Here is a 12167-nt window from a genome sequence, read left to right on the forward strand (position 1 = left end):
ATACTATGAAAGCCCGGCATCCGGCTTTCATCCGTGGCGGCACCGCCTACAGCGGGGTATGATCATTAAATATTAAAAGCGCCGCGCCACGGCGGCAATACTATTTACACGATTGGGGGAATTGATTTTGATTTCTGCACAAAATTATCTTTTAGGTATGGACCTTGGGACAACCAACATCAAAGCCATTATTTTAGATGAAAACGGCAATGTGTGCGCCAGCGCTTCACAGGCCAATCATCTCATCTTTCCGGGGACAAACATGGTTGAGCAGGACCCGGAAGAATGGTGGAAAAACGCTGTAACTATTTTAAAAGAAGTTACGGACAAAGCAGGAAAAGATGTGGTATCCAAAATCCGCGGTATCTGCATCAGCTCGCAGACCGTAACTATGCTTCCTGTGGACAAGGACGGCAATCCGCTGCGCAACGCGCTGATCTGGATGGACAGCCGCTCCGCCAATGAGCTTGCCTACATCATTGACACCTTGGGATTTGATCACTATGTGTCCATTATCGGCGCTCAGCCGGACGTGGCCTTCCTTCCTGGAAAGCTTCTGTGGTTTAAGCAGAATGAGCCGGAACTTTTCGCTAAAACAGAGAAAATCCTCCAGGCCAGCTCCTATATTAATATGAAGCTGACTGGAAAAATGACTATGGACATTGACCAGGCGGCCCGCTGCCAGTGCCTTGATATCCAGACATTAAAATGGTCCGACGAAATCGGCAATGTCCTGGGCGTTGATTTAAACCGTATTCTGCCACAGCCTCTGGCATCCAACGAGATCATCGGCGGCGTTACCGATGAAGCTGCCGCCCTTACCGGTCTGATGAGCGGCACTCCTGTGGTTGCCGGCGCCAGCGATGCTATGGCTTCCATGTATGCCACAGGTCTTTGCCAGCTTGGAGAGGCCGGAGAATCTTCAGGCACCACAAGCCTTGTATTTGTAGGCGCGGACCGTCAGAGCGCCAGCGATATCCCTGTGGTAACAAAACCCTGCTCCATCCCTGGCATGCCTTACGTTTTTGACGCGCCTATTAACACCAGCGGGGCTTCCATCAAATGGTACCTTGACACTTTTGGCCAGCCAGAAAAAGATTATGCTGCTGCCCACAACATCGGCGTCTATGACCACTTAAACGCCTGCGCTCTTGAAGTTCCCGCCGGAAGCCACGGCATGTACTTCTTCCCATACCTTCTCGGTGAGCGCGCTCCGCTGTGGAACTCCCACGCCCGCGGTATGTTTATCGGTATGTCTCTGGATACAACCCGCAATGATTTTATCCGCGCTGTCTTTGAAGGTACAGCCTTTGCCCTGCGCCATGTTATGGAAACCATCAAGGAAACCGGAGCCACAGCCAACGCTCTCCGTATTACCGGCGGCGGTTCCAAGAGCCGGACATGGTGCCAGATCAAAGCTTCTATGCTCCATATGCCAGTCTACACCCTGGATGAAAAATCCGGCGATGTTCCTTTCGGCGATACCCTCATTGTAGGCAACGCTGTGGGTGTTTTCCCGGATATGAAGGAAAGTATTAACAAGATCATTCAGATCAAAGACGTGATCCAGCCAGTAGAAGAATGGGAAAAGGTTTACGACAAGATGTATCCGCTCTACATTGAGATGTACCAGCATCTTGACAAAGACCTGGTGAAATTAAAAGAAATGGGACTGTAATACTTTTGTATCAGTTCAGCTAATGCCGTCAGACGCCGGTTCCCGCTGTTTACAGCTAAGGCCGGCGTCTGATATTTTATGTATACCTGTCTTTTTGCATTTTGAAAAAAGCCCGGATTTTTTCAATACATTGCTGCTGATCTTTTGTGAGAAACATATTAGGTTTATGAAGATAAATTTTCCGGCTGACTTTAAAATCTTCCACAGTACGGATCACCAACTGATCCGTACTGTGAGTATTCCAGGAAACAGAGGGGACAAAAGCCACTCCTACTTTCTGATTTAAGATAGCTCTCATCAGCGTAGGATTGTCAAAGTGCATGGTAATCTGTGATGAAAAACTTCGCTTATCCAATTCCGATTTGATCAGATGAAACAACTTCCAGTTTTCAGTAAGGGTGATAAATTTTTCCTTTACAAGATCTTCAAGCCATATTTTTTCTGCCGACGCCAGAGGATGATCCACCGGTACTACCAGCTTGATATCCTCATGGAGAAGAAGGTCATCCTGCTCATCAATCTGTTCTGACACAATCCACAGGCATTTTTCAATATATTTATGTGCGGTGTTTAACTGATAGATTCTAAATTCGATTTGGGGCAGACAGTCTTTCAGGTAAATCAGCAGATCTGTGAGCAGCATTGAGGCACAGCTCACCTGAAGAAAAACAACAGATTTCCCAATATTATTGATCTCATTCAGCTCCGCCAAAGTATTATCCATATATTTCTCCATATGGCAGACACGCTCATAAAGAATCTCCCCGCTGTAATTTAATTTAATTTTTTTATTTAACCGGTTAAATAGCGGATATCCCAGCTCTTTTTCCAGACGGCGAATAGTCTGGCTGAGAGACGGCTGAGAGATATACAGCGCTTGAGCCGCTTTTGTAATACTTTCGCATTCCGCGGCAATCTTAAAACAATGAAGCTGATATAATTCCATACTTTTTCCTTTCCGGACAGGCCCCTCTCTAAGCGCCTTTTCTGCTATCCCGATACTGTTTGGGCGTCATCCCGTAATATTCGCCAAACCGCTTGGAAAAATGACTCTGAGAGGAAAAGCACAGTAAACTGCTGAGGCCTGACAGGCTGATATCCGATGTTTCTAAAAGGTATCTGGCCTCTTCCAGCCTTTTTTTCATGATCAGGCTAGGAATGGTCATGCCTGTTTCTTTCTTAAAATGGATGGTCAGATTTTTCCTGTTCATATGGGCAACACTCTCAAGATCCTGAACACGTATCGGTTCATAGAGATGCTGGAGAATATAATTATAGCAGACAGACACTTCCCTGGAATATCTGGGCATTTCTTTGATCTTCCGGACCTGTTCACAAAAGTCCTTTGCCGCTGTTGTCTCCAGGGCTACAATATCCTTCACAGACTTTAAGGCATCCAGTCTCCGGCAGTAATGATCGCTAAGCCTGAGGGCAAACTCCTCCTTCAGCCCTCCCTGTACAGCGGCGTGGGTAAAAACGTACAGAAGTATAACAAAGACATACTTTTGCTGCTGGACAGGATTATCACTCATTCGTCCAAGGCTTCCAGGGAACCGCCGGTTCAGCGCCTGGAGACATGAAAACAGGTCGCCGTCTTTAATAGCTTCTATAATGCCCTGCTCCACATATAAAGACGCATTGTTCAGTTCCATAGAATCCTCGTAGGGCGTCCCCGCTTCCATTTGTATTTTTTCAGGCTCATGTTCCGGCGCTCTGTTCCCGATCACAGTATGTTCGCAGAGAAGAGTTTCCCCCACAGGCTTAGAACAATAGGCAAATTTTATCAAGTTGGCAAACCGGGACGCCTGAAAAACCGAGTGGATACTGTAGATGAGATTTAAAAAGGCTCCTGTATGATCAGGCTTTACAAAATGGCGGATAAAATTAAGGGGCATGGCTTTGGACTTCTGCATGGAAAGGGGGACGCTGACAAAAAACAGCGAGACGTCCAGAGGACATATGATACAGTAACAGTCATCGCTGATAAAATACATCATCACCTCATTTTTTACCTGATGCTTTTTAATCTCCATGGCACAGAACTCAAAAAGCTGGGGAACGACCATTTTCTGCAATGTTGTGGGAAATGTATGGAGGACAGCGCCGTCCATATCCGCAACAGCAAATGCGATCCCTGACGTTAAATACAGATCATTCCACAGATCCACACATGTATCCTGAATTTTACCTGTTCCACTTAATCTCCTGTCCATTGTTTTCCTTTTAATCTCCCGTCTGTGTTTTTCCTTATTATATAACAAAACCTGCGGACATGGCAATTTCTTTTGCCACATCCGCAGGTTTATTTATCAGATATTCATTTTCTCAAAGCTACACGATCAGCCTTTGTAATCATCAAAATCGTATTTGATTGTGCCGAACGGAGTCTCCTGTTCACGGAGAGCGATGGATTTGCTCATAGCTTTGATCTCATCAGCTGTTACGCTGCGGCCAAGTTCGCTGGAAAGAACAACACCTTCAGACAGGAATGCTGTCTGCATTGCGATGTATGGGGAGTCAATTCTTGTCTCATCTGTGAGGTCACCGCGAAGGTAAGAATACCACTGAAGCTGATTGTCATTGTACATTTCCATTTCAGGATCCATAGTGATCTCAAGCTGACCGGATACATCACCGATAGCGCAGTCGATCTTGTTGGCGAATGTCTGGCCTTCTTCAGTGATACCGAACCACTCAAGGCGAGGAAGCTGTAAGTTGCCGCCGCCGACAATAGCACCGCCTTCCGGAACAGCCAGAGGACCACCTGTTGTATCAACATCAATGAACTTCAGGCCGCCCATGGAACCAGCGATGAAGCTTGTTCCGATTTCATCCATATGCATTGCCCAGTCTTCATAGATATCCATGGAGATGCCGCCTTTGAAACGAGCGATACCAACGCCAAGGTCTTCAACAGGAACAGTTCTGTTTGTAACTTTATCAAGTTTTGGATTTGTCCAGTAATCACAGCTCTGTACACCGTAAACGCTCTCAAGTTCGGGCATGCCAAGAACATAGAGCATCTGTGCCAGATGGTAGATACCAAGATCAAAGAGAGGTCCGTGTACACCAATCTTCGGGTCAATGAAATCTTTGCTGAAGAAAGGCATATCATAGCCAGGACGGCCCTGACGTCTGTGTCCAACAGAACGTGCGTGATATACTTTACCAAGTTTGCCATCTGCGATCATCTGTTTTGCAATTCTTGTCTGAGGATTGTAAATAGAGCTGATCTGGATAGCAAGTTTCTGTCCGTATTTCTTCTGAGCATCGTAAAGGATCTTAGCGTCAGCGTAGCTTGCGGACATTGGTTTCTCACTGTAGCAAGGATATCCGGCAGCCATAACTGCTGTGGCAACAGATGTATGAAGGTTGTTATGTACGCATACTTCAACTTCATCAATATCATCACGTTTTAACATTTCACGGAAATCCTGGTACAGATCTTTTTCATCCAGGCCGTACTGTTTTCCGAACGCTTCAAGTCTGTCTTTCTGGATCTCAGCAGCAGCAACAACCTTCAGGTTATGGCCCTGTTTTTTCAGGTTGTTGATAACCGTCATATGACGGTGTGAAATCATACCAGTTCCGATAATCGCAATTCTGATTTCCTGATCTTTTTTCATTGTGATTTCTCCTTAATCTTTTTAATTATTTATAATGCGACGGCAGAATATTTCCGCCTTCACATCAGGTTTTGAAAATCTTACCAGCCAAGAATCTTTAAATATTCGCGGCTTCTTCTCGCGCACTCAAGAGGATCAACTTCATAGTGTTCATCCTGCTCTACAACAACCCAGTTTGCGCCGGCTTCGATGGATGCCTCCAGAACGGGTTCCCAGATCATCTGGCCAAAGCCAACCGGACGGAAACCGAAGTATCCTGTATCGCTGTCATCTTCCTCAGTTTCAATACCGATGAGTTTGTACATATTTTTAACTTCACCTTTTTTGATGTAGTCTTTCAGATGAACAACAGGGATACGTCCTGTATATTTGCGGATAAATCCACATGGATCGCCGGTAGCTACATCGCACCAGCATGTATCCAGCTCAGACATAAGATTGTCGTGAGGGATAGCTTCAAACATAGCGTCATATCCCCATCTGCCGTCTTCAAGTTTAACAAACTCAAAGTCATGGTTGTGATATAGGAATGTCATGCCAGCTTTGTGGATCTTCTCGCCAATCTCATTTAAGAGAGGCAGGAAGCCTTTAAATCCTTCCGGATTTACCGGGCGGTACTCTTCCGCCATATAAGGCATTACCAGATATTTAACACCGATGGTGGAATAATCTGCGATAACCTTATCCAGATCTTCCATCATATCTACGAAAGGCACATGGGCGCTGATAGGAACCAGACCCACTTCATCTAATGTTTTTTTAACAAATTCAGGCTCAAGTCCGTAAAGACCTGCCAGCTCAACGCCGTCATAGCCTAAATCCTTTACTTTCTGCATAACGTCTTTGAAATTTTCAGGTGTATTTTCAAGAAGATCTCTCAATCCATAAACCTGAACTGCTACTGGAAGTTTCTTACTCATTTCTTTTACACTTCTCCCTTCTGGTATTCATTATATGATGATAGCGTCAAAAGGTATTTTGACGCCTATGATACACGGATTGCTCCGCGCTGAAGCGCTCTCGCAATCCTACAACACCTCAAATCCGCACATTTTCCTCTGGAAAATGGCTTCTTTTCGGTGTTGTTCGCGTCCCAAAGTCATGCTTGCCTGCGCAAGCGCAGCCCGCATGACCTTTTGACGCTTGTATCATTATATGCTTTCTCATCTGCCAAGCAGATGTTTAAGATACTCATAGTCCTGTTTTGCGCATGTATACGCATCGCCGCCGCCTTCATAGCTGAAATATTCTCTCTCGCAGATGTAGGCTTCGATTCCCTGGGCTTCCAGAGCGTCTGAGAGAGCTTTCCAGTTGATGATACCTTCACCCAGACGTCCGTTCCAATGGCGTCCCCAGTACATGATTGCTGCCTGTTCCTCTGTAAAATAATTAATATCCGCAAGGAAACCTTCTTTTGCAGCTTTAGGATTCTGAGGCGGCATAGGTTTTCCAAGTTTTAAAACGTCCTTGGGGAAATGCTCAAGCTCATCGTCACAGTAGGCGCTGCGCAGAGCTTCCTTCACATGAACCAGCGGAAAACGGCCCGGATATTTCTTTACATATTCTACAGGATCGCAGCCCGCAAAAGCGCACCAGCCGCAGTCCAACTCAAATCCCACATACTTAGGGTCTGTATTTTTGATCAGAAGGTCATAAATACGATCCTCATCAGCTTCCCGTCCCGTCACTTTACGAAACTCCTGGGAATGATTGTGAAGAGCTGAATAAATACCATATTTAGCTCGCTCCTCGCCTTCGCGGTTCATCTCCTCGCAGGCTCTCATAACAGCGTCATAGGATCCGTCACCCAGATCCGGGCGGATATCCGTATGATGAATATCCATCTCCTGAGCCCACTCAAAGTCTTGAACGGTCTTCAGGTTATGAGAAGAAACCACATCCAGGTTCAGATCAGCAATATACTTCTTGTATTCCTGCGTTGTCATACCGCATGTATCTGTTCCCATTAACTCAACGCCATCAAATCCAATCTCAGACATCTGTTTCAGGACCTCGGCGCTTCTTTTCTGATTTGTTTTAAGCAGCGAGTATAACTGCGCACAAATTTTTGATTCCATACAATTTACCTCCTTTGTGTCTAAAGTTTTCTCGCCGACATTTAGATATTACCAAAAAACGCTCCAGCTTTATATCATATTTAGGGCATTATTATCAAATTCAGGGCGATGTCACCTTGGTTGTGATTCTGCCTGAGAAACAAAGAAGAAGAACACCGCATAATACAGTGTCCCTCCTATCCCCGATCCTCTAAGCGAAAAGCCGGGAAACATCATTAAACAAAATAAATACCATAAGGATCATCAGCAGGGCAAATCCCACGAAATTGACAAGGCCCTCTTTTTCACGGTCAAAGGGCTTGCCCCGGATAGCCTCGACAATGAGGAATAAAAATCGACCGCCGTCAAGAGCCGGCACCGGCAGCAGGTTCATGACGCCAAGATTGGCGCTGAGCATGACAATGAGCTGGCTCATCACAAGAAAGACATTGAGGGCGCCGTAAGATTTTGACGCCTGATAGCTGTCGTCGATAATGGTCACAATACCTACCGGCCCTGCCACATCATCCCGGCTCAACTGTCCCGTAAAAAGCATGCCAAGGCTTTTAATAACTGTGGTAATGTTATATTTCACCTCGTAAAAGCCATACTCAAAAAGCTGAAGGATATTGGCCTTCTGGTAAGGGCTACTGACAATACCGATACGGTAGCTGCCTGTGGATTCGTCCCAAAATGGGGTGATGGTGGCCTCCATGGTCTGGCCGTCCCTGGTGTAAGTAATGTCGTAGGGCTCGTTGGGATTCAGATACATATAAAGGCTGATCTCCTTAAACAGATGAACCCGCTCATTTCCGATGCGGGTGATCACATCCCCGGCCTGAAGTCCGGCCTGAGCCGCCGGAGTTCCCTCTTCCACACTTCCCACCGCGGTATTCTGGTAGCCGGTGTTGGCCAGAATGATCATGGCAAAGATAAATGCCAGCAAAAAATTAAAAATGGGGCCTGCCAACACCACGCTCATTCTCGCCCAGACAGACTTTGTGTTAAAGCTGCCCTCACTGTTTTCATCCTCGTCCTCTCCCAGCATCATACATGAACCGCCGAAAGGCACCAGTTTTAAGGCATAGACCGTGCCGCTTTTCTTACTTTTGTGAGACAAAAGTTTTGGCCCCATGCCCACGGCAAACTCAGTCACAGTGATCCCGTGCTGCCTTGCCAGAAGAAAATGCCCCAGTTCATGGATGATAATCATGACACTGAATATAATAAACGCCAGGATAATACCCAAATTTTACCACCTGCTTTCAATAAAGTCGTAGGTCTGCTGTTCTGTCATAAGGATCTGATCCAGATCAGGATCGTCGATCTTTGTGTGGGCCTCCATAGCTTTGCGGATAATTTCCGGAATTTCCAAAAATCCGATCTTTTTGTCTAAAAACTTTGCCACAGCCCGCTCATTGGCCGCGTTAAATACTGTAGGCACAGATCCTCCGGCCATGGCTGCCTTATATGCCAGATCCAGCCCTTCAAATACATCTGGGCGGGGCCTCTCAAAAGTCATCGTCCCCACTTCAAACAGATCCAGCGGTTTGGAACCAAGATCCCGCCGGTCCGGATAAAAGAGAGCGTACTGTATAGGCAGCCGCATATCCGGAGTTCCAAGCTGGGCAATCACCCCGCCATCCACATATTCCACCGCTGAGTGGATAATACTCTGGGGATGGACAACCACCTGGATCTGATCCAGACTCACATCAAAGAGCCAGCAAGCTTCCATCACCTCAAGGCCCTTGTTGACCATAGTCGCCGAATCAATAGTGATCTTTCGCCCCATCACCCAGTTGGGATGCTTTAAGGCGTCCTCCACACGGATATTTTTCAGTTCATCCTTTGTCCATCCCCGAAAAGGGCCGCCGGAGGCTGTCAGAAGGATTCTTTTGACCTGGGACGGGGCAAACCCCTGAAGAGACTGAAAGATGGCCGAGTGTTCACTGTCCACTGGAAGGATCTTTACATTCATAGCCTTAGCCATAGGCATAATCAGGTGTCCTGCCGTCACAAGAGTTTCTTTGTTGGCCAGGGCAATATTTTTTCCTGCTTTAATCGCTTCAATAGTAGGCCGGATGCCAATCATGCCCACAATGGCAGTGACGACGGTCTGTGTCTTCTCCTCTGTAACCACATCAATAAGCCCGGACATCCCGGACACGATTTTTACTGAAAGATCTGCCACCCGGTTACGAAGATCAGCGGCGTCTTTTTCGTCCCACACCGCCGCTATCACCGGGTGAAACTGCCGGATCTGCTTTTCCAGGAGGGTCACATTCCGTCCGGCAGCCAGAGCCCTGACACACAGATCTCTGTTGTGTTCCACAATATCCAGCGTCTGTGTGCCAATAGATCCTGTAGACCCTAAAATGGATATATATTTCATCTCTACACTCCTATCTGCGCAGGAATTTTCCTGCTCAGGAATTCCCCTGTAATCTTTCCTCAGCCTATAAAGAGTCCCAGGAAATACACAACCGGGGCAGTAAATAATATACTGTCAAAACGATCCAAAACACCGCCGTGACCGGGGATAAGTTTTCCGTAATCCTTGATCCCCAGATTCCTTTTTATGGCCGACGCCGCCAAATCACCCACAATGGCAATCAATGCGCCCACACCGCAGATAATCCCGTAGACAAATACCGGGGTATCAAAGGATGGCAGATATCTCATGAGAAAATATCCGTAAATCAGACCAAGGATCACCGCTCCCACAATACCGCCTACGGCGCCTTCCACACTCTTTTTCGGGCTAAGGACCGGAGCCATTTTATGCCTGCCTATAAGCCGTCCCACACAGTAGGCACATGTATCGTTGCCCCAGGCGGCGAGAAAAATCAGAGGAATCAAGAAAAGACCGTCTTCCAGCATACGCACCTGATACATACACATCATAAGCACCGGCACATAAACCAGGCCAAAAACGGCCCAGGCCGCCTGATCCGCTTTGAACTTTGGAAAAGTAAAAACATAGACAAACATTAACAACAAAAAGCCCGTCATCAGCCCGGCCATGGTTATTTCTTCCACGCCAGCCACGGTCTGGATGCGCACAGCCGCCACATAGATGACCGCTGCCCCCATTCCAAGATAGCCTAACATATTTTTGTGTATATTATATGTTTTATAAAGCTCATATAAACCTATAAAAGATAAAAGAGCCGCCAGAAAAAACAGGACATCTCCCCCAAGGATCATAGCGGCAATCATGATCACCAGCAGAACAATGCCGCTGATGAGCCGTGTGAAAAACATAGTTACACGCCTCCAAATCTTCGTTCGCGCAAGTTATACTGCTCAATAGCGGCAATCAGTTCATCCCTGCCAAAATCCGGCCACAGCACGTCTGTAAAATAAAATTCTGTGTATGCAAGCTGCCACAGCAAAAAGTTAGAAAGGCGCTGTTCGCCGCTGGTACGGATCATCAGATCCGGATCCGGGATATCCCAGGTGTCCAGGTATCTGGAAAATACCTGTTCCGTTATCTCCCAAGATTTAAGTTTCCCTTCGGCCACATCGCCGGCCATATGACGCATAGCCCGCACCATCTCGTCCCTGCTGCCATAATTTAAGGCAATTGAAAAATTCAGGCCGGTATTCTTTGCAGAAACTTTTTCAAGACGCTCGATCGCCTCCCGAATATCATCGGAAAGTCCAGTTTTATCTCCCAAAATACGGACACGCATATTATTTTTTGTCGTCCGCTCAATACAATCCACCAGATAGTCCCGCAGAAGCTTCATAAGCATACTAACTTCTTTCGGTGGCCGCTTCCAGTTTTCCGTGGAAAAAGCGTACACCGTCAAATATTTGATGCCAAGATTCCAGGCCACCTCGCACATTTTTTCCACATTTTTGCTTCCCTGGACATGGCCGTAGTTTCTCGGCATAAACCGCTTTTTAGCCCACCGGCCATTGCCGTCCAGGATGATGGCTACATGAGACGGAATGTTCATCAGCTTTCCATCAATCTCTTTTTCCATAAGATCTGCCTCCTCTCACATCCGATCAAGTCTCCAGCAGATGGCACTGGCAGGCGGGAGGCTTAAGTCTCAATCCCGCTTCCCACCGTCAGGCGCGCTGCACAGTAAAGGCTGCCGCCCCATACTCCGGCGGCAGCCTTTAAAGACATCAGACTTTATGTTACTGTTCACGATAAACAGTAACGGCTTTATACAGTAAGCACTTCTTTTGTTTTTGTTTCCACAGCTTTATCCACTTCAGCGATATATTTATCTGTCAGTTTCTGGATCGCTTCTTCCAGATTCGCGTAATCATCTTCGGAAATTTCTTTGGCTTTATTCATCTTCTTGAAAGCGTCATTGCCATCCCGGCGAATATTGCGCACAGCCACTTTGGCAGCCTCGCCCTTCTTCTTTACGTCTTTTGCCAGTTCCTTTCTCCGTTCCTCAGTCAGCTCAGGAAATACCAGCCGGATGGACTTGCCGTCATTTGTAGGAGTAATCCCAATATCGGATGCAAGAATAGCTTTCTCAATATCTTTGATCAGTTTGGACTCCCATGGCTGGATCACGATCATACGGGCCTCCGGTACGGAAATGTTTCCAACCTGCTGGATAGGCGTAGGCGCGCCGTAATAATCAACCATCAGTTTATCCAGCACATGAGGATTTGCCCGTCCGGCACGGATGGACACATACTCCTTTTCAAGACTTTCCAATGTCTTTTTCATTTTAGACTCATAGGTTTTAATTCTCTCATCCATAAAAAATCCTCCTAAAGCTGTCAAGCGACAGCGTAAATATTTAATCGTAACAGTTCAGCCATCAGGAA

At 46.7% G+C, this 12167-nt stretch carries 11 protein-coding genes; 1 reads left to right on the forward strand and 10 read right to left on the reverse strand.

What is annotated here, in order from left to right; all coding sequences use genetic code 11:
* Positions 1–127 precede the first annotated feature (127 nt).
* Positions 128–1678, forward strand: a complete 1551-nt coding sequence (locus HNP82_RS01105; RefSeq protein WP_183770512.1) for a xylulokinase — start codon at positions 128–130, stop codon at positions 1676–1678.
* 76 nt (positions 1679–1754) lie between these two features.
* Here HNP82_RS01105 and HNP82_RS01110 read toward each other — a convergent pair whose 3' ends face one another.
* The 10 genes from HNP82_RS01110 to frr all read right to left on the reverse strand — a co-directional run bounded on the left by HNP82_RS01110 (position 1755) and on the right by frr (position 12099).
* Entirely contained in the window at positions 1755–2624 is an 870-nt protein-coding gene (locus HNP82_RS01110) for a LysR family transcriptional regulator (RefSeq protein WP_183770515.1), read from the reverse strand.
* Positions 2625–2652: 28 nt separating this feature from the next.
* On the reverse strand, positions 2653–3891 hold the full coding sequence (locus HNP82_RS01115; protein ID WP_183770517.1) for a helix-turn-helix domain-containing protein: 1239 nt from the start codon (positions 3889–3891) through the stop codon (positions 2653–2655).
* Between the two features lie 126 nt (positions 3892–4017).
* Complete coding sequence (locus HNP82_RS01120; RefSeq protein WP_183770519.1) at positions 4018–5304, reverse strand: Gfo/Idh/MocA family protein; 1287 nt, start codon at positions 5302–5304, stop codon at positions 4018–4020.
* Between the two features lie 80 nt (positions 5305–5384).
* The gene (locus tag HNP82_RS01125) at positions 5385–6224 is read right to left on the reverse strand and encodes a sugar phosphate isomerase/epimerase family protein (RefSeq protein ID WP_183770521.1); all 840 of its coding nucleotides are present in this window, start codon (positions 6222–6224) and stop codon (positions 5385–5387) included.
* A gap of 243 nt (positions 6225–6467) precedes the next feature.
* Positions 6468–7382: a sugar phosphate isomerase/epimerase family protein gene (locus HNP82_RS01130; RefSeq protein ID WP_183770523.1), complete on the reverse strand. Its 915-nt coding sequence runs from the start codon at positions 7380–7382 to the stop codon at positions 6468–6470.
* A gap of 190 nt (positions 7383–7572) precedes the next feature.
* Entirely contained in the window at positions 7573–8610 is a 1038-nt protein-coding gene (gene rseP, locus HNP82_RS01135) for an RIP metalloprotease RseP (protein WP_183770525.1), read from the reverse strand.
* A 3-nt stretch (positions 8611–8613) separates the two neighbouring features.
* Entirely contained in the window at positions 8614–9756 is a 1143-nt protein-coding gene (locus HNP82_RS01140) for a 1-deoxy-D-xylulose-5-phosphate reductoisomerase (RefSeq protein ID WP_183770527.1), read from the reverse strand.
* Positions 9757–9815: 59 nt separating this feature from the next.
* Positions 9816–10628 carry a phosphatidate cytidylyltransferase gene (locus HNP82_RS01145; protein ID WP_183770529.1) on the reverse strand — a complete coding sequence of 271 codons (813 nt, stop codon included), beginning with the start codon at positions 10626–10628 and terminating at the stop codon, positions 9816–9818.
* A 2-nt stretch (positions 10629–10630) separates the two neighbouring features.
* Positions 10631–11329 (reverse strand): isoprenyl transferase, encoded by a 699-nt coding sequence (locus tag HNP82_RS01150; protein ID WP_183771235.1) that lies wholly within the window; start codon positions 11327–11329, stop codon positions 10631–10633.
* A 215-nt stretch (positions 11330–11544) separates the two neighbouring features.
* Complete coding sequence (gene frr, locus HNP82_RS01155; RefSeq protein ID WP_183770531.1) at positions 11545–12099, reverse strand: ribosome recycling factor; 555 nt, start codon at positions 12097–12099, stop codon at positions 11545–11547.
* Positions 12100–12167: the final 68 nt, after the last annotated feature.

It is taken from the genome of Catenibacillus scindens (genome assembly GCF_014202115.1).
Taxonomy (GTDB): domain Bacteria; phylum Bacillota; class Clostridia; order Lachnospirales; family Lachnospiraceae; genus Catenibacillus; species Catenibacillus scindens.